Here is a 24,331-nt window from a genome sequence, read left to right on the forward strand (position 1 = left end):
CAGCGCAGTAGGTGGTTAACAATATTCTCTCGCATATTTCCCGTATTAGTTTAGATATCAACTCAATATCCTGGCCGATTGCAGGATATTTACTGATACATGGAAGTCTTTTTTAAAGTAAATATCAAAGACATCACTGCAAGGGTTAATATTTTAAAGCATCTAAGAGGACATTTTATGGAAAATGTAAAATTACCCTTAAGCGGAAACCCTAATATTGATTTTATTTTGAGACAATACAAGGCGTTGCCTGGTAATGGTGGCAATACCTATACATGGAGTATGGCCAAAACCTCATATACTTACCCTGTACCCAACACAGAGTTTGGAACCACCTACATCCCTATTCCAGCAGATAATCCTTACAATGACTTGATCAGGAAGTCATTGAACAATCTCAGCACTTTTGCCAATGTCACCTTTAAAGAGGTTGATGAAAGTAAAAATGAAATGGGTGATCTGCGCTTCATGGCGAGCAATGAGCTCAATTTCAGGGCTGCAGGAATAAGCACTCGTATTAATAATGTTAGCACCCTGGTATTCAAAATCGATCCTCCTAATGGTGTCACTGTTCCACCCTCATTTTATATCGCCGCACACGAAATCGGCCACGCGATGGGGCTCAGTCATACTCAAGTCAAGGTTAATGGGCAATGGAGTGAGGTAAGCAACCTCACTGATGTTACACTCCTAGATACTCTTATGTCGTATAATCAAATACGGAACTCTTTACACTATCCGCAGGAAAGAACGGCCTTGTATAACGCTAAGGGGGGGTATCTGGGTGAGGCACAAACCATCAGTTACGGTATTCTTGATATTCAAGCCTTACAATATATTTATGGTAAAAATACTCACTTCAATGCTGATAATACTACCTATAAATATACACCCGATAAGCTGAATTTCTTTGATACCATCTGGGATGGCGGGGGCAATGACACGCTTGATTTCAGTGCATTCAGTCTTGGGTCAGTCATCGATCTTAATGGGGGCACCAGAAGTTCAATCTATGTTGAAGTCCCTAAGCTTGCTCCTGTTAAGTCATACTTGAATTCAATAAGCTATGATGGAACCCATGCTATTGGCATTGCTTATGGTGCAAATATAGAAAATGCCAATGGAACACAAGGTAATGACACCATATATGGTAATGAATTAAATAATGTCATTAAAGGGAATAATGGGAACGATACGCTTTATGGTGGCAAAGGTAATGATACGCTCTATAGCGGTATAGGTAACGATGTACTTTACGGTGGAGAAGGTAATGATATTCTCTACGGTGGTGCAGGAGTTAAAACACTAAATGGTGGTGATGGAAATGACTCTCTTTATATAGCGAGTAATAGCATTAACTATCTTTACGGTGGCAGTGGTAATGATAAATATGTAATAGGTGCAACCAATGCCAGCTATGAGATTTTTGAAGATAAAAACGGTGGGGCATCCGATACTATTGAGCTTTTAGGTGGTATTCAAACCAACACAACTTTTTATCTGCCTGCCAATGTCGAAAATTTCAGAGCGAATACGATGCTAACAGCAAATAACGCTCATGCAACGTTGATTGGGAACGAATTAAACAACTCAATCAGTGGCAGCATCTACGCCAATGATATCCTCATAGGCGGTAAGGGGAATGATACGTTACAAGGTTTTAAAGGTAGCGATACCTATATTTTTAACAAAGGTGACGGGAAGGATATCATCTGGGAGTACAATAACGATACCTCTGGCAAGGGTGATACAGATACCTTGATTTTAAATAACATTGATGCAGACCAGCTTTGGTTCAGTCGCACCAAAGGTTTCTCTGGTGATAGTGACAACCTGCTTATTTCAATACTAGACTCTTCTGACAGTATAACGATACATCATTGGTTTGATAATGGGTCTACTTTTAGTAATGGTAAATTAGAGAGCATAAATACTGCTGATGGGGAGTCATTAAATATTGCACAGGTTGATGGCCTTGTGGGAGTCATGCAGGGGGTATTACCACCTTCGTCAGGACACTCGTCAATTATTGATGACTATCTTTCATTGACTCACGGGACCATTATATAATTTTAGTTGCTAAGCAATTACACTTTCCGCATAGCAAGGTTAAATGACAGCTTAAAATTAATGTCATGAAATTTAACAAATCACGTAATCAGAAGCAAAGGATATGCTCTATACCCAAAATAATGCGAGTTGCAGGGGGCGGTATCCCCTGCAACGTAATGAATACAACGTGTTAGCGACTGAAATAAATCATAAGGGTTATTTAACCGGTGCCGCCTCCATCACCAGCGTTTCCAGTGGTTTCAGCGTGACCACCACTGGCTGGCTGTAGTTTGCCGGCAAGGTTGCGTTATTGCCGTAAACTGGCTTCAGCGCAAAGCGGGTGGTTTCACCGTTCGGCACTTCAAAGCTCTTGGTCAAGTCCAGATAGTAGCTTTGCTCCTTGTCTGATGGATTACGCAGTGCAAACACCGCCTTATCTTTATTCCACGACGCCCAGCCGTAAGCTTCCAACAATGTCGGATCGCCACCAATCCAGTGGGTATCGACCAGCACATCGCTGTTTGCCCGCGCCCATTTAGCCGCTTCAGCCAACGCATCCCACTTGGCGCTGTTCAGCATCGATGGCGTGATGTACATCTCCTGCAATTGAGTGCCGGTGGCGAAATAGCTCCACGCCTGATCGGCAAAGTCGCTGTCGGTTTGTACTTTCTCCAAGCCAAAGTAGGCGTTCTCTGCGCTGACAATGCCGTGATACATCAGCGAGTTGAGCGGGAAGAGCGGGCCTTTTCTCACGATGGAGCGGTAGGTTTCGGCATCGCGGTAGGTCATCCACTGCTGCGCCGGTGAGCCTTTGCCGTAGACGTTGATATCATCGCCCTGGCGCCAGATGGAGTCGGCGTAGAACAGCCACGACGGGCTGGCATTGGTGCCGGTGGTCAGGTTGATAAACAGGTCTTTGTTGGCCTCGCGCATGTTTTTAATCAGCTCAATAGAGGCGTCAAAGTCGGAGGCGAACTGGCTGCCTTTAATGTACGAGTTGGCGTTGCCCATGCCGTCCAGCTTGAACGAGGTGATGTGCTCGTCTTTGATCAGCTTACCGATCTGTTGGTTAAAGTTATGGAAATAGTTCGGGCCGGAGAGGGCGAATTTGCCGTCCACGGTTTCAAAGCCATTCTCTTTGGCGTGAGAGACGCGGATATCGCGCGGTTTGTTGTAGCCGCCCCACGGCGAAAGCCACAGACCAACCGACGTATGCAGGCCGTCGGCTTTGGCTTTCACCACGCCAAAACCGTCTTTGAACGCTGGGCCAAACAGCCATTTACCGGTGCGATCGTCCCAGCCATCATCCAGCAGGAAGCCGTCCAGTTTTACGCCACGCTTTTTGATCAGCTCGTTGGCATAAGCGTCCATCCGGTTGAGCACTTCTTGCTCGGTATAGGTGGTGAAAAAGCCGATATCCATCCAGCTGTTGTAGTGCAGATAGGGCTGGTACGGGCGCGGACGCATGACGTTAACAAACTGATTAACGCTGCGGCGCAGTTGGCTCAGTTCATCAAAGGTACCGAAATACAGGGTGTAACTGACCGGGGCATCGGTTTTGATCGGCGTTTTGAGTTCGACGTTGAGGTTAGTGGTGGTCTCATAGGCGTAAGTGTTGATGATGGGCTTATTCGGCAGCATAAAGAAGCTGTCGGCGATAATAGGCGAACTGTTAATCGCTCCATCCACATAAGGGGCTTGTGACTTGCCTTTGGTGGGGAAGAAGGTGATTTTCGCCACGTCCTGCGGTTGACCCTTCGCCTGTAGGGTATAGTCGATGCTGGCGTATTTGCCTTTCAGCACATTCAACACCACGCTGACGGCGAAGTCCTTGTGATCATAATCGATATGGATGGCATCGCCTTTCTGCTGAACATGCTTGATTTTAAAATCGGCAGCGTGGATCACGCGTTCATCCGGCAGGGTGAGAAAGAACAGCTCATTGGGCGCAAGCTGATGGGCAGAACCTTTATCCTTGACCACCACTGCTGAGTTGCTGTCATCAAACGAGATGGCGATCTTGGCGTTATTCAACTGATGTTGGGCGGCGAAAGCGGCATTGCTGACGAGCAGAAACAGTAACGAGCTCTTGATCATGGTTTTCATCAGAAGATCCTTTTTCTCTCTATTCATTGTGCAGTGCAGGCTTGCTGGATAAGTTTGTCAGCCGAGCCACACACGGTGATTTTGCTGCGCACTACGTCTTTCATTGCATCCATACCGACGCGCATGTAGTAGCGTGGGTCATTACCGTGCGGATTATCGGCAAACCATTTTTTCACCGCGGCGGCGAACGCAATTTTCAGTTCAGTGGCGACATTCACTTTGCAGACGCCAAGCTCAATGGCGCGGCGCACGAACTCGTCCGGCACGTCGCTCGCACCGTGCAGCACCAGCGGGATGGCAACGATTTCGCGGATCTCCGCCAGGCGTTTGAAATCAATCTTCGGGCGTTTGCTGTACAGGCCGTGGGCGGTGCCGATGGCGACGGCAAGGCTGTCGACCCCGGTCAGAGCGGCAAAACGGCAGGCTTCCTGCGGATCGGTCAAAAACGCGCTTTCTTCATCGACATCCATATCGTCTTCTACGCCGCCGAGACGGCCTAGCTCAGCTTCGACGCTGCAATCGTAGCGATGGCAGAAGTCCACTACCGACTTCACCAGCTTAACGTTTTCGGCAAACGGGAAGTGGCTGCCATCGATCATGGCGCTGCGCACCCCTGCTCTCACCTTGCTACTGATATCGTCGAGGGATTCGTGGTGATCGAGGTGCAGCGCAAACGGCATGTTGTAGCTTTCTGAGTAGGCTTCGCACAGCGCGTAGATCTCGCTGAAGGCAATATGCTTGAAGGTGCCCGGCGTGCCCGCCAGGATCACCGGGGATTGCATCTCTTGGCAGACCTCGAGGATCGCCTGAATGGTTTCCGCATTGTGGATGTTGAATGCGGGCACGGCGTAGCCTCTGGCCTGAGCGTCTTGCAGCAGATACTTGGTGGAGATAATGCTCATGGGGTAATCCTCTCAGCCTTTCCAGGGGTGAATAACCACGCCTTTCACCACGCGGTTTACCGTACCGCTGGCGGAAGGGGTATCTGGGGTGATGCCTGCTTTAATGGATTCGGTCAGCGCAAAGATTTGCGCGTACATCAGGAAGCAGAATGCCTGTTCGACATCGAGGAACTCGCGTGCCGTTGGCAGCAGAATATGCGGCCCAGCTTCAATTTCCGCGCTGGTGGTTGCAGCGATCGCCACCACGCGCATCGCCTGCTGGTCACGGCGCAGTTCGGCGAGTAGGTCCAGGTCGTACTGGCGGGTGTAAGGATGGCTAGACACCATCACCACCACCAGCGTTTCGTCGTTAACCAGCGATTTCGGGCCGTGGCGGAAGCCGGTTGGGGAGTCGTAAAACGCCGCCAGTTTGCCTGCGGTCAGCTCAAGCACTTTCAGCGCGGCTTCGCGCGCAGCGCCTTGCAGCCCGCCGCTACCGAGGTAGACGATGCGTTTGAAGGGCAGATCGCCAAACACGGCAGCGCTGAAATTGCCCTGTGAAGCGATAATGTGTTCGCAGCGCGTGGCCACATCTTGGAAAGTTGCGCTGTTGATGACATCGGCAGCAAAGACCGCCAGGCAACTGGCCATCATGGTGGTGATACTGCTGGTCATGGCGAAGCCGCGATCGTGGGTTTCTGCTGGCATCAGCAGCGCCAGCGCATTATCGCTGTGGGTGGCGTTGTTATACAGGCTGCCCGCTTCGTTGCAGGTAATCACCAGATGGTGGCAGTGCCGGACGATTTGGTTAGCTAAATCAACCGCTGCGACGCTTTCCGGGCTATTGCCGGAGCGCGCGAAAGAGACCAGCAGCGTCGGCTGTTCGGCGTACAGATAATCAACAGGGTTGGTGACCAGATCGGTGGTTGGTACGGCAACCACGTTCTTGCCGGTGTGGCGTGCAAGCCAAGGGGCAATCATGTCACCGATAAATGCAGAGGTGCCCGCGCCGGTCAGGACGATCTTCAGATCATTATTCTGAAGCAGAGGTGCCAGGAAAGCCGCAATGCTGCTACGCAGGCTCTCGATATTTTTCAGTGATTTAATCCAGCTTGCCGGTTGTTGGCGGATCTCTTTTTCAGTCCAGGTTGAGGTGCCGGAAGTGTGGGTTTTGCTCATAACTCAGTCCTTAGCAATGCATATTCAACGGGGAGCACAAAGCAGAATGTGGCAGCCTTTCGTTTCGTTGCGTCAACTTTATGCTTAAATAAAATCTATAGAAAACGAAAAGGAAGATCAACAAAGAAAAGGAAATAAAACATAGTTTGTGATCGGCCTTATGAATAGGTTTTTTCTTTTTATTTATCGACTTCTTGCGCAGTTAGCGGGCAGTAGTCAGATTTAAGGAAAAGGAAAAGAAAGGCCTGTGCGCTAACGGGCCACAGACCTAAGAGAGGGAAGTGAAAGGGGTCATATCCCCTCTTCAGCCACTTCGGTTGCGCGCTCGTGCCCCATTTCGTCTACCAGACTGGTTAAGCCACGGTGCCCGCACTCCAGTGCCATCAGGCGAAACTCTTTACTGCTCAGCCCATCGCGTTCCAGCACCATTTCCAACAGCAATTGCAGGTTGATGCCGGTGATCACTTCGCGCCCCGGTTTTTGCAGTGCCAGCGTTGAGGCCACGCGGAACGGGGTGCCACCCAGCAGGTCGGTTAAAAATATCAGCCCTTCACTTTCATCAAGCTGGGCTATCGCCTGTTCGAATTGGCTTTTCAGCAGCGCGGTGGTGGAGCTTTCAGGAAAGTCGATGGCAATAATCTGTGGCTGCTCGCCAAGGATCTGTTTCATCGCCTGTTCCAGCCCGCTGGCAAACCCACCGTGGCCGCTAAGAATGATGCTTAACATGTGCTCTCCTCTCGTTTTCCGTGGGTTACAGGAAGTGGCCAAACTTCCCGACAATGCCCAGCAGCACGGTGATGCCGATCAGCCGCAGCGGGCTCCAGCCGCGACGCACCAGGGCGTACATCAGCAGGGTGTAGACCAGCGGCAAAAAGGCAGGCATCAGTTTGTCGATCACGTCGGTTTGCAGTTTCACTACCGCATCGCCCGCGGTGATTTCCAGCGTGGTGGTGAGACGAACGTAGGTCGCCACCAGCGCACCGATCACCGTCATCCCAACGATGGAAGCAGCGTGGCCGACTTTCCGGGTGTTGGCTTTAATCAGCGGGATTGCCGCGACCCCTTTGCGGTAAGCATAGTGGGCAAGCCCGAAACGCAGCCCGAGGTGGACGACGTTAAACATCACCATAAATACCACCGCGCCGAGGATCGAACCTTGTAGCGCCAAGCTGGCACCGATGCCGCCACAGATCGGCAGCAGGGTGAGCCAGAACATGGCATCACCAATCCCGCCAAGCGGTGCGCCGACGGCAATTTTGGTGCTCTGGATACTGTTCACATCCTGTTTGGAACGCTCCATTGCCAAGATAATGCCAATCACAAAGGTGACCAGGAACGGGTGGGTATTGAAGAACCCCATATGGCCTTTCATCGCCCGCGCCAGATCGCGTTTGTTGGTGTGGATCTTCTTCAACGCGGGCAGCAGGCCGTACAGCCAGCCGCAAGCCTGCATACGCTCGTAGTTGAACGACGCCTGTAGCAGCATAGAACGCCACGCTACGCGGTTGATGTCTTTCTTGGTCAGTTCCACGCCAACTGTCTGATCTTCATAGATGCTGTCGTTGCCGTCGGTGAGCAGCGTTTCTTGCCCGTCGGTTTGCGGCAGAGTTTGGGTATCAGATGCCATCTTCGAATTCCTCTTGCTGTGCGCGGGAAGGTTGCGGTGGGGTCGGGTCCTTACGCATCAACTCCATCAGAGCCATGGCAAGCGCGGCGGCGGCAATCGCCAGCACCGGCAGTTTCAGCCAGGCAGCGCCAACGAAGCCGAGAATGAAATAGGGGATGTATGCGTTTTTCATCATGATTTTCAGCAGCACGGCAAAGCCGATGGCTGGCATGATGCCACCTGCTACACCGAGGCCGTCGATCAGCCGCGCAGGCAGCACGTCAATGACCGACTTCGCGTGCTCGGCACCGAAATAGATGGGCAGGAAGGCGCAGAGGAAGTAGAAGATGCCGAGCACCAGCAGCGCCATGTAGTTAATGCGCTCAATGCCGTCGGCATCGGCATTCGCCGCCATGCGATCGGCTCGCGCCATCACGCCGGACATAATGGAGAACAGGAAGGTAATCCCCATTTGCACCGCCACGGCGAACGGCACCGCCACCCCGACGGCTACTTCCGGTTTTACCCCGGTGGTGATGGCAAAGGTGGTGCCGACGATGGTGCCGATAATCACGTTGGGCGGTTGCGCACCAGCCAGCGGTGCCAGGCCCATCCACACCAGTTCCAGCGTACCGCCGGTTAAAATACCGGTATGCAGGTCACCCAGGATCAGGCCAACCAGCGGGCCCAGAACTACCGGGCGGTGCATGTGCGTCAGGCCGTTGAACATATCCAGCCCGGCAATAAAGGCCAGTATGCCCAGCGCTACCGCTTGTAATAAGCTGATTTCCATAACAAATACCTCAGAGAAGTTTGTAGAGATCCTGAGCCGCTTCTGTGGGAACACCCTGAACAAAGCATTCCACACCGGCATCTTTCAGGCCGTTGAAGGCGGCAATGTCCCGATCGTCTACAGAGACGGTTTTGGCGATTTGTTTCTTACCATCGGCGTAGTGCATGTTGCCGACGTTGATACGCTCCAGCGGCACGTTGCCTTGTACCAGGGTGAGGAAATCTTGCGGGCTCTTGCAAACCAACAGGATTTTCTGGCGATCGGCAGCGCGGTGAATGTTGTCGATCACCTTCTGTAGCGGCCAGAAACGCACGGCAATCCCTTCGGCGAGTACCATCTCCATCAGGTTTTGCTGCACAGCGTCTTCCGCGACTTCATCGTTGGCCACCAGCACCAGATTGGCCCCGGCAAACCCGACCCACTGCACGCCAACCTGACCATGGATCAGGCGTTCATCAATGCGGCTTAATACAATGTTTGGCATTTTTTTCCCTTATTATCATTGTGTTAAATAGAGGATGATTTACCCAGGCAGGCAGCATGGTATTGGCGCAGCACGTCCTGGATATGGTCGATAATCAGCTCGTGTGGCGTGGCGGCAAGCAGCCCTTCACGAACTTTGGCATATTGCAGCGGCAGGTATTGGCTGATCAGCGGCAGCGGGATCGGTTCGTTTGCCAGGTTGCTGACCATGCGGTCATAGGCACCGTCGATATCCCGATCGGGCCAGTAGTAGCGCACGCGATCGGAATAGCTGTAGCCGCGCGCCAGGCGTAATGCTTCGCCGTTACCCTGATAGTGCTGTTGCCAATATTGCGGGTGATCCTGCATCACGCTTTCGAGTACATCGCGCAGCCCCGAGCATTGATGCGCCGGGCGTAACTCCCGTTCAATGGCCGCCAGTGAAAATAGCGCTTCGCGCAGGGCAAAGGTGAGCGCCGGGCCGACTTTCAGGATCGCGAAGTGGTGCTGAACCAGTTGCTGTAGGGCAAGCGGGGTCTGGTAATCGGTGGAGTGGGCTTCAAACACCATAGTGTCAGACGCTTCAATCATCTGGCTCAGCGCCAGCGCCTTCTGCGGCTGAAAATCAATAACTTGCGTATGGTCGAACTCAACGCCCGGCTGTACCACCAGCCCGATAATGCGCGGCCAGATATCGCTCAGGCCCTGCTGCTCCAGGGCATGATGATGGGCTTCAAGCGTGGTTTTTGCCGCCTGCGGCGTGGTGACGGCTAATGCTGACAGCGTTTCATGAGCGCCACCGGGCACCGGCACTTCGGTGCCGATAACGTAAACCAGATCGGACTCGCCAAACTGCGCAGTGCAGGTTTGCTCGGCGATCCGTGCTAACCGGGCTGCGCGTTCGGCAACGATCGCATCGGTGAGCGGCACCGGATCGTCGGCGCAGGACATGCTGCAATCGAGATGGATTTTTTTGAACCCGGCGCTCACATAGCTGCGAATCAGCTCATCGGCCTTGGCCATGGCTTCTGCGGCGGGTTGGCTTTGCCAGCGGTTCGGGCCAAGGTGGTCGCCGCCAAGGATCAGCTGTTGGTAAGGAAAATGTTGTTTATCTGCCAGTTGCAGAACGAAACGGCGGAAGTCGGTGGGCATCATACCGGTGTAGCCACCGTATTGATCAACCTGGTTTGAGGTGGCTTCGATCAGCAGGGTTGAGTTTGCTTCTTTTGCATGCCGCATGGCGGCTTCAAGCACCAGCGGGTGAGCGGAGCAGACCGCAAAGATGCCGAAGCACTTGTCCTGTTTATGGTGGGCCACAAACTCGATTAAATGTTTCACTTTCTTCTCCGTATCGGTTTTTTTGTGCAATATCTTTCGATTTGTGTCTGTTGATACTGCTTTAACGTAAAGTTAAAATAAAGAGAAGGATAGTGAAGTTGCGATCTGTTTCACAAAAGGTATGAAACGAAAGTTTTTGACGAAATTAAGCCGATGAAAGCGAATAAGGGCAGGGCTTGCTTTCCATTTAAAGAAAGGTATTAATAGGCAAAACGAAATGAAACAAAGGATTTTATGAAAGGATCTCTTATGCATAACAGCGATTCCGTTACCGATAAACGTGTCATTGGTACCAGCGAGAGACGCGAACAGATCATTCAGCGTCTACGTCAGCAGGGCAGCGTACAGGTCAATGACTTATCGGCTTTTTTCAGCGTTTCTACCGTCACTATCCGTAACGATCTGGCGTTTCTGGAAAAACAGGGGATTGCGGTACGTGCTTATGGTGGTGCGCTGATATGCGATCCATCCACCCCTCCGGTGGAGCCTTCGCTAGAAGATAAAAGCTCCCTGAATACCTCCCTGAAGCGGAGCATTGCGCGCGTCGCGGTAGAGTTGATCAAGCCTGGCCACCGAGTGATCCTCGATTCGGGAACCACCACGTATGAGATCGCACGCCTCATGCGCCAGCATAAAGAGGTGATTGCCATGACGAATGGTATGAACGTCGCCAATGCGCTGCTGGAAGCGGAAGGCGTTGAGCTGCTGATGACCGGTGGGCATTTACGCCGCCAATCCCTGTCGTTTTATGGCGATCAGGCCGATCAGTCGTTGCAGAACTACCATTTCGATATGCTGTTTCTGGGCGTTGACGCGATTGATCTGGAACGGGGTGTCAGCACCCATAATGAGGATGAAGCGCGCCTTAACCGCCGTATGTGTGAGGTAGCTGAGCGGATCATTGTGGTGACCGATTCCAGCAAGTTCGATCGCTCCAGTTTGCATAAAATCATTGATATACAACGTGTTCACATGGTGATCACCGACAGCGATATTTCAGCGGAAAGCCTCGAGGGACTACGCAAGAGCGGCATTAAAGTGGTGCTGGTCGGTAAATAGAAGAGAGCGGGGCAGGTTTACAGAGGAGAGATAGCCGCCCAGGCAGGCGGCCATGCTGGGGATTACTCGGGAACCACCCAGTTCACCAGATGGTGGCCGATACCGGACGGTACCAGCACCTTGTGCAACCACGGCAGCACGTTGTTCATCTGTTGCTCCAGCTTCCACGGCGGGTTAATCACGATCATGCCGGAAGCGGTCATGCCGCGCTGATCGCTGTCGGGTTTGACCGCCAGTTCGATCTGCAGGATGCGGCGAATACCGGTCGCTTCCAGCTCTTTCAGCATGCGTTTGATCTGTTGGCGCAGTACCACCGGATACCAAAGCGCATAGGTGCCGGTGGCGAACCGTTTGTAACCTTCCTGAATGCCTTTCACCACGTCCTGATAATCGGTTTTCATCTCATACGGTGGATCCATCAGGATCAGACCACGGCGTGATAGCGGTGGTAATTGGGATCTGATCTGTTGGTAGCCATCGGCACGCTGAACTTTGGCGCGTTCATCTTTCTGGAATTCACTGCGCAGCAGCGGGTAATCGCTCGGGTGCAGTTCGGTGAGATGGATTTTATCCTGCGGGCGCAGCAACTGGCGGGCAATCAGCGGTGAACCCGGGTAGTAACGCAGGGTGCCCGAACGGTTGAAGTTGTGTACCACGCTCATGTAAGCCGCCAACTCTTCCGGCAGATCGTCACGCTGCCACAGCAGGCCGATGCCCTCCAGGTATTCCCCGGTGCGCTCGGCGTGTTCACCGCTCAGTTGATAACGCCCGGCACCGGAGTGGGTATCCAGATACAGCAGCGGTTTCTCTTTTTCTTTCAGCGCTTCAATGATCAGGCTCTGAACGGTGTGCTTGAGCACGTCGGCGTGGTTGCCAGCGTGAAAACTGTGGCGGTAACTTAACATGGCGTCTGGTCATTCCTTGTGCTCCAGATGGAGCAAGCTGAGTAAAGGCTGATAATCCGCACAGTATAAACTGTCTGGCTGAGAAAAAGTGAAATGCGTTGCCTTTGCCTGATGATGGGTTCGGTATAAAAGACCCTATGCCCCCTAATGGCACTTTCCCTCAATCGCCGCCATTGATTTTCCTGTCATTTGGCACCATGTTAGTAAGACATTCGTATTTACTCGGCCTGATGTCCGCATCCGGCCCACAACGCCAATCAGGACTGCCCTTATGACCAATCCGTTGCTGACCCCGTTTTCCCTGCCGCCATTTTCGGCGATTCGCCCTGAAGATATCGTGCCTGCGGTGCAATCCGCGTTGGCTGACTGCCGTGCTGCGGTGGAGCGCGTGGTCGCTCAACCGGGGCAGTTTACCTGGGAAAACCTGTGTCAGCCGCTGGCAGAGTCTGACGATCGTCTGTCACGCATCTGGTCGCCGGTTGGCCATTTGAACGCGGTGAAAAACAGCCCAGAGCTGCGCGAAGCCTACGAGCAGGCGCTGCCGCTGCTGTCTGAATACGGTACCTGGGTGGGCCAGCACGAAGGTTTGTATCAGGCGTATCGCAGCCTGAAAGAGGGCGCAGGCTTCGCTCAACTGACTACGCCACAGCGTAAATCGGTGGAAAACGCGCTGCGTGATTTTGAACTGTCGGGCATTGGCCTGCCGGTAGAGAAACAGAAACGCTACGGTGAGATCGTTGCGCGCCTGTCTGAATTGGGTTCCACCTACAGCAACAACGTGCTCGATGCCACCATGGGCTGGAGCAAGCTGATTACCGACGTTAATGAACTGAGTGGCCTGCCGGAAAGCGCGTTGGCGCAAGCGCAGGCGATGGCCCAGGCCAAAGAACAGGAAGGCTGGTTGTTGACGCTGGACATGCCGAGCTATCTGCCGGTCATGACCTATGCCGACAGTCAGGCGCTGCGTGAAGAGATGTACCGCGCCTTTGCTACTCGGGCTTCCGATCAGGGGCCGAATGCCGGTAAATGGGACAACAGCGAAGTGATGGCAGAAACGCTGGCGCTGCGCCATGAACTTGCGCAGCTGTTGGGCTTTGCCAGCTATGCTGATAAATCCCTCGCCACCAAAATGGCAGAAAACCCGGAGCAGGTGCTGGGGTTCCTGAACGATTTGGCCAAGCGTGCGCGTCCGCAGGCGGAACAGGAACTGGCGCAGCTGCGCGCATTTGCCAAGCAGCATTACGGCGTCGACGAGCTCGAGGCTTGGGACATTACCTATTACGGCGAAAAGCAGAAACAGCATCTGTTCTCCATCAGCGACGAACAACTGCGCCCGTACTTCCCTGAGCAGCGCGTGGTTGAAGGGCTGTTCGAAGTGGTGAAACGCATTTACGGCATTACCGCCAAAGAGCGTAAAGATGTGGATACCTGGCATCCGGAAGTGCGTTTCTTCGATCTGTTCGATGCCAGCGGCGAACTGCGCGGCAGCTTTTATCTGGATCTGTATGCCCGTGAGAACAAACGCGGTGGGGCGTGGATGGACGACTGCGTCGGTAGCCTGCGCAAGGCGAACGGCGAACTGCAAAAACCGGTGGCTTACCTCACCTGTAACTTTAACCGTCCGCTGGGCGATAAACCGGCGCTGTTTACCCATAACGAAGTCACCACCCTGTTCCACGAGTTCGGTCACGGCCTGCACCATATGCTGACGCAGATCGATACCGCCGGTGTCTCTGGTATCAACGGTGTGCCGTGGGATGCGGTCGAGCTGCCGAGCCAGTTTATGGAAAACTGGTGCTGGGAGCCGGAAGCGCTGGCGTTTATCTCCGGCCACTTTGAAACCGGTGAACCGCTACCAAAAGCCTTGCTGGATAAGATGCTGGAAGCGAAAAACTATCAGGCGGCGCTGTTTATCCTGCGCCAGTTGGAGTTCGGCCTGTTCGATTTCCGTATGCACGCAGAATACAGCCCTTCGAGCGGCGCGCAGATCCTGCCAACGCTGTTTGACGTGAAGAAAACCGTGGCGGTCGTGCCATCACCAAGCTGGGGCCGTTTCCCACATGCCTTCAGCCACATCTTTGCCGGTGGCTACGCGGCGGGTTACTACAGCTATCTGTGGGCGGAAGTGCTGTCGGCAGATGCCTACTCGCGCTTTGAGGAAGAGGGGATTTTCAACGCACAAACCGGTAAATCCTTCCTGGATAACATTCTGTCGCGCGGCGGTTCTGAAGAGCCGATGGAATTGTTCAAACGCTTCCGTGGCCGTGAACCGCAGCTGGATGCTATGCTGCGCCATTACGGTATTAAAGGATAACCCGCCACGTGAGCGTGTTTTTATTGTGTGAAGCAGGCGCCGATCCCGGCGCCTTGTCTATTCTGACGCAGCGCTGGCAACTGACTTCCGACGACGATGCGCTGGTGGCGCTGGTATTGACGCCGGAGCGGTTGGAACTGCGCAAGCGCGATGAGCCGAAGCTTGGCGCGATCTACGTTGATTTTGTTACAGGCCCGATGGCGCACCGGCGGCGTTTCGGCGGCGGCCGTGGTGAAGCGGTTGCCAAAGCGGTGGGCATTAAGGGCAATACTCTGCCCAGCGTGGTGGATGCCACCGCGGGGCTGGGGCGCGATGCCTTTGTGCTGGCGGCGCTCGGTTGCCAGGTACGCATGCTGGAGCGTAATCCGGTGGTGGCTGCGTTGTTGGACGACGGTTTACAGCGTGGTTATCAGGACCCCGAGATCGGCCCGTGGCTGCGTGAACGTATGACGCTGCTGCATGCTTCTAGCCTGACGGCGCTGGCGGATCTCGAGCCGCGCCCGGAAGTGGTGTATCTCGATCCGATGTATCCGCATAAGCAGAAAAGTGCGCTGGTGAAGAAGGAAATGCGGGTGTTTCAGTCGCTGGTGGGCAGTGATGATGATGCCGATGGTTTGCTTGAACCGGCTCGTCGCCTGGCTACCAAGCGTATCGTGGTGAAACGCCCGGACTACGCGCCGCCGCTGGCGAATGTTCCAGCCCATGCGGCAACCACCACCAAGAACCACCGTTTCGATATTTATATGCCGCTGTAAAGCGGCAAGATTATTTAACCATCGGATTTCCTCTGACTCTGGCCCTCTCACGGGCTAAGGGGAAAGTTGTTGGTCAATCATTGAACTATCTCACATTTCCCATGCTCCTTCTGCAATGCTGCTGGTAAGTTTGGAATGTGCCTCGCATAATCCCATTTAATTACAATTACCTATGATTAAATCACATTATGAAAAAGACGCTTCTGTCCTTGCTGCTTTGCTTGAGCACCTCTGTTATGGCCGCTGAACCGGTAAATATCACCATTCTGGGCACTTCCGATCTGCATGGCACCTTTGTGCCTTGGGATTACTCCACCGATACCGAAAATCTGGCGGGCAGCCTGAGCCAGATCGCGACTCAGGTGCACCAGGTGCGTGCCCAGCAGCCGAACGTGATTCTGGTGGATGCTGGTGACACCATCCAGGGCAACTTTGTCGAAACCTTCAAGAATGACCAAACCAGCCCGATGATCCTCGGATTTAACGCGTTGGATTACGACGTGTGGGTGATGGGCAACCACGAGTTTGATTTTGGTTTGAAAGCGCTGGCAACCCCGATTAGCCAATTTAAAGGGGCTGCGCTGGCGGGCAATATTTTCTGGCAAAGCGGTAAGCCTTATTTGCCTTCCTACAAGATCGTTGAACGGCAAGGGGTGAAGATTGGCATTATCGGCATGGATACGCCGATGACCGCCGAGTTTGCCAAAGGCACCGATCGTATCGATGGCCTGACATTTACCGATCCGGTACAGGCGGTGAAAAACGTGATCCAGCAGATCCACAGCCAGGTGGATGCGATCGTACTGGTAGCGCATATGGGGATCGATAATGAGAACCAGCGGCCAGGCACCGGCGTGGGGGATATTGCGCGCGCCAATCCGGAATTGGCGGCAATCGTGGCTGGGCATATGCACGTCAAAGTGGATAAAGAGCTGATCAATGGCGTAATTGTCACCGAGCCGGATAAATATGGCCGTGCGCTATCGCGTATCGATCTGCAATTCGAGCAGCAGAACGGCAAGTATGTGTTGATCAATAAAGACAGCTACACCTACCCGATCAAAGGGATGGCGTCCGACAAAAAATTGGAAGAGATCTATCAGCCGTTCCATACCATTCTGCGCGCCAATGCTAACCGGCCGATCGCCCAACTGACGGGGCAGGATCTGGTGCCGCCAGATGCGGTGAAGGGCATCCCGCAGGTACATATTCAGGATACCGGCATCAGCGCGCTGTATCAGGAAGCTGCCCGCTACTATGCACCGCAGGCGCAGGTGATCGCGTTGCAGATTGATAACGATCGGCCAAAGCTGAACGTGGGGACGATTACCGCCAAAGATATCGCCTTTAACTATCAATATGCTGGGGGTGAAATCACCGTTTACCAACTTACCGGCAAAGAGTTGAAAAAGTATATGGAGTGGGTTGGAGATTATTTCAATCAGCAACAGGATGGCGATGTGACCTACAGCTTTAACCCACAGCGCCGCGCCTCCAAATACTCCACCAACGACTTCTTTGACGGCGTGACCTATACCATCGATCTGCGTAAACCGGTTGGGCAACGGATCACCGATCTGAAACTGAACGACGGCACCCCTGTAACCGACAGCACGCCGATTCGCCTGGGGATGAACAGCTATCGTATGGGCCACCTGACGCAGAAAGGCGGGGTGTTGGAGGGGATGCAGTTCCCGGTTCTTTCAGACACCAAGGCCGAATATGGCGAAGAGGCGGGCACGATCCGTAATCTCACTATCCGTTATCTGACCGAGGTGAAGCAGGGCCAATATCAGGGCAAAGCGATGCAACGCTGGAAACTGGTGGGGCTGGAAGGTTATGAACGTGAGCGTAAGATCGTCGAAAAACTGCTGAACGACGGTAAAATCAGCGTACCTACTACCGATGATGGCCGTTACAGCAATGTGGCTTCCATCAACGTCAAAGAACTGCTGTTCAGCGATCCACAGGCGATGCAGCAGCAGATGACGGCGTTGCGGCAACAGGCGCAGGCGGCGAGCGATCCGGTGATCAAACAGCGGTTGAACGATCGGTTAGTGATTATTGGGGCGATTAACTCACAGAAGGGAATCAATTAGAAAAAATTAATGCCGGCTGGAGCGCCGGCATTAAAAAATATCTCACTCTGAGCAGGGATTAGAGCACGCCCTGAGCCAGCATCGCGTCAGCAATTTTAACGAACCCGGCAATGTTAGCACCGTGAACGTAATGCGTTTGCTTGCTCTCGCCGCCGTATTCGACGCAGGCCTGATGAATATCCGCCATGATATGACGCAGGCGAACATCCACTTTCTCGGCTCGCCAGTTAAGACGTGCGGCGTTCTGTGCCATTTCCAGGCCAGAAGTGGCTACGCCACCGGCATTGGCTGCTTTGCCCGGAGCGAACAGCACGCCCGCCTCGAGGAAGGCATCGGTAGCCTGAATGGTGGTTGGCATGTTGGCGCCTTCTGCTACGGCTTTGACCCCGTTGCGGATCAGCGTTTGTGCGGCTTCCAGATCCAGTTCGTTCTGGGTAGCGCAAGGCAGGGCGATGTCCACCGGTACGTTCCACGGCTGCTGGCCTGCCAGATAGGTCAGGCCACGCTCACGGGCGTAATCCTCTACGCGACCGTAACGCTGGTTCTTGATTTCTGCCAGGTGAGCCAGTTTCTCGGTGGTGAAGCCCGCTTCGTCCACCACGGTGCCGCCGGAATCAGAAACGGTGATCACGCGAGCGTCCATTTCTAACGCTTTCTCGATGGTGTATTGCGCCACGTTACCGGAGCCGGACACCGCTACGCGCATGCCTTCAAAACCCAGGCCGTGGCGTTGCAGCATTGAATCGGTAAAGTAAACCAGGCCGTAACCGGTTGCTTCCGGGCGTATCAAGCTGCCGCCGAACGACAGGCCTTTGCCGGTGAACACGCAAGAGGTGTTGTTGGACAGCTTCTTCATCATGCCAGCCATAAAGCCCACTTCGCGGCCGCCTACGCCGATATCCCCAGCAGGCACATCGGTATCTGGGCCCAGGTGGCGATAAAGTTCGGTCATCAACGCCTGGCAGAAACGCATGATTTCGCCCTGGCTTTTGCCCTTCGGATCAAAGTCAGAACCGCCTTTACCACCGCCCATCGGCAGCGTAGTCAGGGCATTCTTGAAGGTCTGCTCAAAGCCGAGGAACTTCAGAATGGACGTGTTGACCGACGGGTGGAAACGCATGCCGCCTTTATACGGGCCGATGGCGGAGTTGAACTGGATGCGGTAAGCGCGATTCACTCGTACCTTGCCAAGATCGTCCACCCAGCTGACGCGGAACTGAATAATGCGCTCAGGCTCAACCAGGCGCTCTAACAAGGCATGGTCACGGTAATGTGGGTTGCGCTCAATGAAGGGCCACAATGAAGTGAAAACTTCACGTACTGCCTGTAAATATTCCGGTTGATGCGAGTTATGGCGCTTTAGCGAGGTTAGAAACGATTCCAGTGATACAGCTTGTTCCATGAATAAACTCCTTTTAGCATTTGGGTTCCCCTGTTTTTATAGATGTAGCTCACAGTTGGGGAGGATGTTGTGTCTATATCGACTATATCACCGGGGGGAGGCTGAATAACAAGTAATAAATAGGGGTTATACAACGAAAAACGCCCGCATTAGGCGGGCGCTGGCAGGCGGGGTTAGCAAATACTTACTTTTCTTCTTCGTCACGCAGCGGCACAATCAGCATGTCGATGTGCACGGTGTTGATCAACTGGCGTGCAGAAGACATCAGTTTGCTCCAGAAATCCTGGTGGTGGCCGCACAGCACCAGATCCACGTCATATTTCTTGATGGCATCGACCAGCACTTGGGCCAGATCGCCGCTGCCGCTCAGGGTTTCGCTGATCGGATAGCCCGCATTTTGCGAAAGTTCGGTTAACGCCTGGTGAGTTTCTTCGGAGATACGTTTCTGCATATCGCCGAGATTGACATCGATCAGGCCGGTATACAGATCGGAATAGTTAACATCAACGTGGATCAGGGAGACTTTGGCATTGTACGGTCGCGCCATGGATACTGCTTTTTCTACCAGAATTTTGCTTTCCGGTGATAGGTCAACCGCGATCAGAATGTGTTTGTAAGCCATGAGAATACTCCTTCCAGATAATGCCGATTAAAGGGTTGGCAGGCATTCAGTGTTCCAGCTTGGCGCTTGCGCCTTACCTGCATAGTACCATTCAGATAACACAGTGATATGTATGTGCGATCACACTGCATTGCATCAATATACCCGTCATACTTCAAGTCGCAGGTGCGTTGGCTTTCCTCGCTCACCCCAGTCACTTACTGGTGTAAGCTCCTAGGGATTCTCTGCGTCGCCGCCTTCCTGCAACTCGAATTATTTAGGGTATCAACCTTACTGTCGTCTACCTCTTTAGTTTTACACCGATGTAACAAAAAATCCTATTGTTTATATGGTTATCTACCATTTTAACCGTTGAGTTATCAGCGTTCTTGAGTAAAGAGGCGTTTACATTTCCCCTTGAACGGCGCAAAAGCGCTGCGGGTTACGGTTATGATTTATAACCAAGTAGTAGATGACAAATTTAGCCATTGCGTTAAATTTTATACAGGATTCAAGTCAGTTTGTGTTTCAGTATCCTACAATAGTGAGTATGGGCTTCACCCTATCCCCTCTGAGCCGCAAGGTGCTTCATATGCACTTTGCGTATCGATGCCCCGTCGGCCAGAGGTTGTGATAATGCGTGGCCACTTAAAAGGTGCTAGGAGGATGGGAGCCACAGGCTCCGGCAGCATTGGGTAGAGGTAGGGCCGTTGGCCCGGCGGTTGGCCGGGATCGCAACGCCCTTGAGGGGGCAATCATCATGAGTACTGTCGCGCTATTTTGGGCTTTGTGTGTGGTATGTGTGATTAATATGGCTCGTTATTACTCTTCTCTGCGTGCGCTGCTGGTGGTTTTACGCGGCTGCGACCCGCTGCTGTATCAATATGTCGATGGCGGGGGGTTTTTTACTTCGCACGGCCAACCGAGTAAACAGATACGCCTGGTGCGCTATATCTTTGCGCAACGTTATTGCGAGCATCACGATCCGGAGTTTATCCGCCGTTGCCAGCGTGTGCGTGGTCAGTTTCTGCTGACGACAGAGCTGTGTGGGTTGGTGCTTCTCAGCCTGTTAGCGATGGCAATCTGGTATTAGATGCTTGATTTATTAGCATAAAGAAAGGCGGCCAAGGCCGCCTTTCTTATTTCATGCACGATAATTAAATCAGCTTCAGAGCCAGCCAGTACAGACTACCGGAAAGCAAAATCGACACCGGCAGGGTCAGTATCCAAGCCAGCGCGATGTTCTTCACGGTTTTACTCTGTACGCCGCCGCCATCTACAAGCATCGTCCCGGCAACCGCCGAAGACAGTACCTGGGTGGTGGAGACGGGCATACCGGTGTAACTGGCCACGCCAATCGACAGTGCGGCAGTCATCTGAGCCGACACGCCCTGTGCGTAAGTCATGCCCTTCTTACCGATTTTTTCACCGATAGTGGTGGCAACACGCCGCCAGCCCACCATGGTACCGAGGGACAGCGCCAAGGCTACCGCAACGATAATCCACATCGGCGCATACTCAACGGTTTCCAGCAGGTCTGAACGCAGGTTCTTCAGGAAACGCTGGTCGTCCGCCGAGGTTTCCGGCAGTTTGGCCACTTTGCCCGCCGTATCCGTTACGCACATCAGCAGGCGGCGCAGTTGGCTGCGCTGTTCCACCGTCAGTTGATCGTAACTCTGCAGGTTGTTCAGCAGGTTGAGGGAGCGCTCTACGGCAATCATGGCGCGCGAACTGTCGCAATGGAACTCAGCCGGTTGGTTAGGCGTCTGAGACGCTTCCTCCGGCGTAGGGACCCGCGGAGTCTGGGCGATCACATGGGAAAGGGAATCCCCATGCTGCTGATAGAATTGCTGCAGGTGAGCGACGGCATCACGCGTACGGGTGATGTCATAACCGGTGGCATTCATATTGAGTACGAAACCGGCCGGAGCAACGCCGATCAGCACCAGCATGATCAGACCGATACCTTTCTGACCGTCGTTGGCACCGTGCGAGAAACTCACACCGATAGCCGACAGGATCAGGGCAATACGCGTCCAGAACGGCGGTTTACGTTTGCCGTCGACCTTCTCACGCTCTGCCGGGGTCATATGGATGCGCTGACGCTTTTTGGTCTTGCTCCAATAACGGCGCAGCACAAACACCATCAGCCCGGCAATAATCAACCCAATCAGCGGGGAGAAGATTAATGACAGGAAGATGCTGATCATTTTCGGCACATTCAGTGCGTCAACCACCGACGTGCTGGTGACGAGAGCGTTGGTTAACCCTACCCCAATGATGGAGCCAATCAGCGTGTGCGAGCTGGACGCCGGTATCCCAAAGTACCAGGTACCGAGGTTCCAGATAATTGCCGCCAACAGCATGGAGAAGACCATGGCTAACCCGTGTGTTGAACTGACGTTCAACAACAGATCGGTTGGTAACAGGTGAACAATGGCGTAGGCAACACTCAGGCCGCCGAGCATGACGCCAAGGAAATTGAACACGCCCGCCATCACGACCGCAACTTGCGAGCGCATAGCACGGGTATAAATTACAGTAGCAACCGCATTGGCCGTATCGTGAAAGCCGTTGATGGCTTCATAGAACAATACAAACATCAATGCGAGGATTAACATCAGGCCGGTATGGAAATCCAGGCCAGTGAACAAATGTAGCATAAGCGTTACGCCAGGTTGGTGGACATGAACGCCGCGCATTATCTGTGACAACCGGTGTCGGGGAAAAGGAAAATATGACGTTTTTTTGATTTCAATGTGACAAAAGAAGGTTAACGGCATGACTAATCGAATAACTATCAGCATATTACCTGTATTTACGCTTGCTAACATTTTCTTACGGTAGCGTCGGCCCGCCGATGCCTTTACAATCCTCCGCCGCAGATTTAACGCTGACTGGCAGCGAAACGGCGTGAAATAGCGCGCTTTTACCGCGATTGTGATTTTTTTGCTCAGAGAGGCTCAGGTGGAACAGTTTGATGTCGTAGTGATAGGTGCGGGTGCCGCAGGGATGTTTTGTGCTGCGCAGGCTGGGCTTCTCGGCTGCCGGGTGCTGCTGCTCGACAACGGCAAAAAACCGGGCCGCAAGATCCTGATGTCCGGCGGTGGGCGCTGTAATTTTACCAATCTGTATACCGAACCGGCGGCTTATCTCTCGAACAACCCACATTTCTGTAAATCTGCGCTGGCGCGTTATACCCAGTGGGACTTTATCGATCTGATTAATCGCCACGGCATTGCTTACCACGAAAAAACGCTGGGGCAGTTGTTCTGCGATGAGTCGGCACAACAGGTGGTTGATCTGCTGGTGAAGGAGTGCGAACTCGGTCAGGTGACGATGCGTTTGCGCAGCGAAGTGCTGAGCGTAGAAAAAACCGACGGTGGGTTCGAGCTGGCGCTGAATGGTGAAAAAGTGAGTGCTCGCTCACTTGTTGTGGCCAGCGGCGGGCTTTCGATGCCGGGCTTGGGGGCATCGCCCTTCGGTTACAAGCTGGCGGAGCAGTTTGGCCTGAAAGTCTTGCCCACCCGTGCCGCATTGGTGCCGTTTACCCTGCACAAACCGTTGTTAGAGCAATCCCAGACGCTTTCCGGCGTTTCGGTGCCTGCGGTGGTGACAGCGGAGAACGGCACCAGTTTCCGTGAAAGCATTCTGTTTACCCATCGCGGTCTTTCTGGCCCAGCGGTTTTGCAGATTTCCAGCTACTGGCAACCCGGTGAGTTTGTGAGCATTAACTTACTGCCCGCGCTAGACCTGATGGGCTTCCTGAACGAGCAACGGCAGGCCCATCCTAACCAGAGCCTGAAAAACACCCTGGCGCTGCACTTACCAAAACGTCTGGTTGAGTTCTTGCAAACGCTGGGGCAACTGCCGGAAGCGACACTGAAACAGCTCACCCCGGCCCAGCAGACCGCGTTGGTTGAGAGTCTGCAAAACTGGCGGGTACAGCCGAACGGTACCGAAGGTTACCGCACCGCAGAAGTGACATTGGGCGGCGTGGATACCAAAGCGCTTTCTTCCAAAACCATGGAGGCTAACAGCGTGCCGGGCCTGTACTTTATCGGTGAAGTGGTGGATGTGACAGGGTGGTTAGGGGGGTATAACTTCCAGTGGGCCTGGAGTTCCGCCTGGGCCTGCGCGCAGGCGGTGGCCGCTGTTTTGGAGAAGTAACACTGCCGATCGGCCCTTTTGCCCCTGTGGCAATCCCACATGCTGTGTTTTCGCCAGGGGGGAAAAGGTTCTGCCAACATCCAATCGGTTAACTGACTATTAAAGTCTGTGCAGCATTTTTTTGCTTCTGGCGGCGCATACTTCTGAATGATAACAGGAGCACTCCACCAATAATTGCCGAAATAGATGAGAATATTCCCAAGGTTATCCAGCTATTTTTATTGCCTTTTTCATTACTGCCGGGTTTGACAAGCTTGTATTCACCATTGCGGTCAACAAAGACTTCGCGTTGTATACTATATCGAGAACCTTTTGAGATTCTTGCTTTTAATGCAGAATCTATCTTCTCCTCACCTTTATATTTTCCGTCTTCCGACTGAAAGATTGCATAGTAGTATTTAACTTTTTTATATGATTTTCTTCCTGTTTTTTCACTGACTTCTTTTTCGTATTGGGCTCCAGTGGTAAGGAATTTATAAACCCCAACACTTTCATAACTTCGCCAAATAGAGTAACCCGCTGCATAAGAAAACATTAAGCTACCTAAAAAAACAAGAGTACCGAGTATCATGAAATACACACGAGAACTAGTCATTGATCCCTCAAAAC

The 24,331-nt window shown here is 53.0% G+C and carries 20 protein-coding genes; 7 read left to right on the forward strand and 13 right to left on the reverse strand.

What is annotated here, in order from left to right; genetic code table 11:
* The first annotated feature begins 99 nt into the window (after positions 1-99).
* Positions 100-2,070 carry a M10 family metallopeptidase C-terminal domain-containing protein gene (locus AC2A1E_RS09950; protein ID WP_484383599.1) on the forward strand — a complete coding sequence of 657 codons (1,971 nt, stop codon included), beginning with the start codon at positions 100-102 and terminating at the stop codon, positions 2,068-2,070.
* A gap of 198 nt (positions 2,071-2,268) precedes the next feature.
* Here AC2A1E_RS09950 and AC2A1E_RS09955 read toward each other — a convergent pair whose 3' ends face one another.
* The 8 genes from AC2A1E_RS09955 to kbaZ form a co-directional block, all read right to left on the reverse strand.
* Positions 2,269-4,158, reverse strand: a complete 1,890-nt coding sequence (locus AC2A1E_RS09955; RefSeq protein WP_484383600.1) for an alpha-amylase family protein — start codon at positions 4,156-4,158, stop codon at positions 2,269-2,271.
* Positions 4,159-4,181: 23 nt separating this feature from the next.
* Entirely contained in the window at positions 4,182-5,060 is an 879-nt protein-coding gene (gene kbaY, locus AC2A1E_RS09960) for a tagatose-bisphosphate aldolase subunit KbaY (protein ID WP_484383601.1), read from the reverse strand.
* 12 nt (positions 5,061-5,072) lie between these two features.
* Complete coding sequence (locus AC2A1E_RS09965; RefSeq protein WP_484383602.1) at positions 5,073-6,218, reverse strand: SIS domain-containing protein; 1,146 nt, start codon at positions 6,216-6,218, stop codon at positions 5,073-5,075.
* A gap of 291 nt (positions 6,219-6,509) precedes the next feature.
* On the reverse strand, positions 6,510-6,944 hold the full coding sequence (gene agaF, locus AC2A1E_RS09970; RefSeq protein WP_484383603.1) for a PTS galactosamine/N-acetylgalactosamine transporter subunit IIA: 435 nt from the start codon (positions 6,942-6,944) through the stop codon (positions 6,510-6,512).
* A 25-nt stretch (positions 6,945-6,969) separates the two neighbouring features.
* Complete coding sequence (gene agaE / locus AC2A1E_RS09975) at positions 6,970-7,845, reverse strand: PTS N-acetylgalactosamine transporter subunit IID (RefSeq protein WP_484383604.1); 876 nt, start codon at positions 7,843-7,845, stop codon at positions 6,970-6,972.
* On the reverse strand, positions 7,835-8,617 hold the full coding sequence (agaW, locus tag AC2A1E_RS09980; RefSeq protein WP_484383605.1) for a PTS N-acetylgalactosamine transporter subunit IIC: 783 nt from the start codon (positions 8,615-8,617) through the stop codon (positions 7,835-7,837). Before agaW ends, agaE begins: the two co-directional genes overlap by 11 nt.
* A gap of 10 nt (positions 8,618-8,627) precedes the next feature.
* On the reverse strand, positions 8,628-9,101 hold the full coding sequence (gene agaV / locus AC2A1E_RS09985) for a PTS N-acetylgalactosamine transporter subunit IIB (RefSeq protein WP_484383606.1): 474 nt from the start codon (positions 9,099-9,101) through the stop codon (positions 8,628-8,630).
* Positions 9,102-9,124: 23 nt separating this feature from the next.
* Entirely contained in the window at positions 9,125-10,417 is a 1,293-nt protein-coding gene (gene kbaZ / locus AC2A1E_RS09990) for a tagatose-bisphosphate aldolase subunit KbaZ (RefSeq protein WP_484383607.1), read from the reverse strand.
* Between the two features lie 249 nt (positions 10,418-10,666).
* On the opposite strand from kbaZ, the gene AC2A1E_RS09995 reads away from it, so the two are divergent.
* Positions 10,667-11,476 (forward strand): DeoR family transcriptional regulator, encoded by an 810-nt coding sequence (locus AC2A1E_RS09995; RefSeq protein ID WP_484383608.1) that lies wholly within the window; start codon positions 10,667-10,669, stop codon positions 11,474-11,476.
* Positions 11,477-11,538: 62 nt separating this feature from the next.
* Here the strand turns inward: AC2A1E_RS09995 and AC2A1E_RS10000 are convergent, their stop codons facing one another.
* Positions 11,539-12,381, reverse strand: coding sequence for a 23S rRNA (adenine(2030)-N(6))-methyltransferase RlmJ (locus AC2A1E_RS10000; protein ID WP_459400476.1), 843 nt, complete (start codon positions 12,379-12,381; stop codon positions 11,539-11,541).
* A gap of 271 nt (positions 12,382-12,652) precedes the next feature.
* Between AC2A1E_RS10000 and prlC the strand changes: the two genes are divergently transcribed.
* From prlC to AC2A1E_RS10015, 3 genes are all read left to right on the forward strand, one after another.
* The gene (gene prlC / locus AC2A1E_RS10005) at positions 12,653-14,695 is read left to right on the forward strand and encodes an oligopeptidase A (RefSeq protein ID WP_484383609.1); all 2,043 of its coding nucleotides are present in this window, start codon (positions 12,653-12,655) and stop codon (positions 14,693-14,695) included.
* Positions 14,696-14,703: 8 nt separating this feature from the next.
* Positions 14,704-15,450, forward strand: a complete 747-nt coding sequence (gene rsmJ / locus AC2A1E_RS10010; protein ID WP_484383610.1) for a 16S rRNA (guanine(1516)-N(2))-methyltransferase RsmJ — start codon at positions 14,704-14,706, stop codon at positions 15,448-15,450.
* Positions 15,451-15,638: 188 nt separating this feature from the next.
* A complete protein-coding gene (locus AC2A1E_RS10015; protein WP_484383611.1) occupies positions 15,639-17,549 on the forward strand; it encodes a bifunctional metallophosphatase/5'-nucleotidase in 1,911 nt (636 codons plus the stop codon).
* Positions 17,550-17,607: 58 nt separating this feature from the next.
* Here the strand turns inward: AC2A1E_RS10015 and gdhA are convergent, their stop codons facing one another.
* A complete protein-coding gene (gene gdhA / locus AC2A1E_RS10020) occupies positions 17,608-18,951 on the reverse strand; it encodes an NADP-specific glutamate dehydrogenase (RefSeq protein WP_484383612.1) in 1,344 nt (447 codons plus the stop codon).
* Positions 18,952-19,135: 184 nt separating this feature from the next.
* Complete coding sequence (uspA, locus tag AC2A1E_RS10025; RefSeq protein ID WP_459400469.1) at positions 19,136-19,573, reverse strand: universal stress protein UspA; 438 nt, start codon at positions 19,571-19,573, stop codon at positions 19,136-19,138.
* Positions 19,574-20,309: 736 nt separating this feature from the next.
* Here uspA and uspB point away from each other — a divergent pair.
* Positions 20,310-20,645, forward strand: a complete 336-nt coding sequence (uspB, locus tag AC2A1E_RS10030) for a universal stress protein UspB (RefSeq protein WP_459402892.1) — start codon at positions 20,310-20,312, stop codon at positions 20,643-20,645.
* A 64-nt stretch (positions 20,646-20,709) separates the two neighbouring features.
* Here the strand turns inward: uspB and pitA are convergent, their stop codons facing one another.
* Positions 20,710-22,215, reverse strand: coding sequence for an inorganic phosphate transporter PitA (gene pitA / locus AC2A1E_RS10035; RefSeq protein WP_484383613.1), 1,506 nt, complete (start codon positions 22,213-22,215; stop codon positions 20,710-20,712).
* Between the two features lie 304 nt (positions 22,216-22,519).
* Here pitA and AC2A1E_RS10040 point away from each other — a divergent pair, with 304 nt between their 5' ends.
* Positions 22,520-23,722: a BaiN/RdsA family NAD(P)/FAD-dependent oxidoreductase gene (locus AC2A1E_RS10040; protein ID WP_484383614.1), complete on the forward strand. Its 1,203-nt coding sequence runs from the start codon at positions 22,520-22,522 to the stop codon at positions 23,720-23,722.
* 88 nt (positions 23,723-23,810) lie between these two features.
* Here the strand turns inward: AC2A1E_RS10040 and AC2A1E_RS10045 are convergent, their stop codons facing one another.
* Positions 23,811-24,317, reverse strand: coding sequence for a hypothetical protein (locus tag AC2A1E_RS10045; protein WP_484383615.1), 507 nt, complete (start codon positions 24,315-24,317; stop codon positions 23,811-23,813).
* Positions 24,318-24,331 lie beyond the last annotated feature (14 nt).

The organism is Serratia sp. HNCC26DJ206, assembly GCF_057180605.1.

Bases quoted from the DNA above. Each gene is read 5' to 3' on its own strand.
- AC2A1E_RS09950 (WP_484383599.1), top strand. From the start codon at position 100: ATGGAAGTCTTTTTTAAAGTAAATATCAAAGACATCACTGCAAGGGTT.
- AC2A1E_RS09955 (WP_484383600.1), bottom strand. From the start codon at position 4,158: ATGAAAACCATGATCAAGAGCTCGTTACTGTTTCTGCTCGTCAGCAAT.
- kbaY (WP_484383601.1), bottom strand. From the start codon at position 5,060: ATGAGCATTATCTCCACCAAGTATCTGCTGCAAGACGCTCAGGCCAGA.
- AC2A1E_RS09965 (WP_484383602.1), bottom strand. From the start codon at position 6,218: ATGAGCAAAACCCACACTTCCGGCACCTCAACCTGGACTGAAAAAGAG.
- agaF (WP_484383603.1), bottom strand. From the start codon at position 6,944: ATGTTAAGCATCATTCTTAGCGGCCACGGTGGGTTTGCCAGCGGGCTG.
- agaE (WP_484383604.1), bottom strand. From the start codon at position 7,845: ATGGCATCTGATACCCAAACTCTGCCGCAAACCGACGGGCAAGAAACG.
- agaW (WP_484383605.1), bottom strand. From the start codon at position 8,617: ATGGAAATCAGCTTATTACAAGCGGTAGCGCTGGGCATACTGGCCTTT.
- agaV (WP_484383606.1), bottom strand. From the start codon at position 9,101: ATGCCAAACATTGTATTAAGCCGCATTGATGAACGCCTGATCCATGGT.
- AC2A1E_RS09995 (WP_484383608.1), top strand. From the start codon at position 10,667: ATGCATAACAGCGATTCCGTTACCGATAAACGTGTCATTGGTACCAGC.
- AC2A1E_RS10000 (WP_459400476.1), bottom strand. From the start codon at position 12,381: ATGTTAAGTTACCGCCACAGTTTTCACGCTGGCAACCACGCCGACGTG.
- prlC (WP_484383609.1), top strand. From the start codon at position 12,653: ATGACCAATCCGTTGCTGACCCCGTTTTCCCTGCCGCCATTTTCGGCG.
- AC2A1E_RS10015 (WP_484383611.1), top strand. From the start codon at position 15,639: ATGAAAAAGACGCTTCTGTCCTTGCTGCTTTGCTTGAGCACCTCTGTT.
- gdhA (WP_484383612.1), bottom strand. From the start codon at position 18,951: ATGGAACAAGCTGTATCACTGGAATCGTTTCTAACCTCGCTAAAGCGC.
- uspA (WP_459400469.1), bottom strand. From the start codon at position 19,573: ATGGCTTACAAACACATTCTGATCGCGGTTGACCTATCACCGGAAAGC.
- pitA (WP_484383613.1), bottom strand. From the start codon at position 22,215: ATGCTACATTTGTTCACTGGCCTGGATTTCCATACCGGCCTGATGTTA.
- AC2A1E_RS10045 (WP_484383615.1), bottom strand. From the start codon at position 24,317: ATGACTAGTTCTCGTGTGTATTTCATGATACTCGGTACTCTTGTTTTT.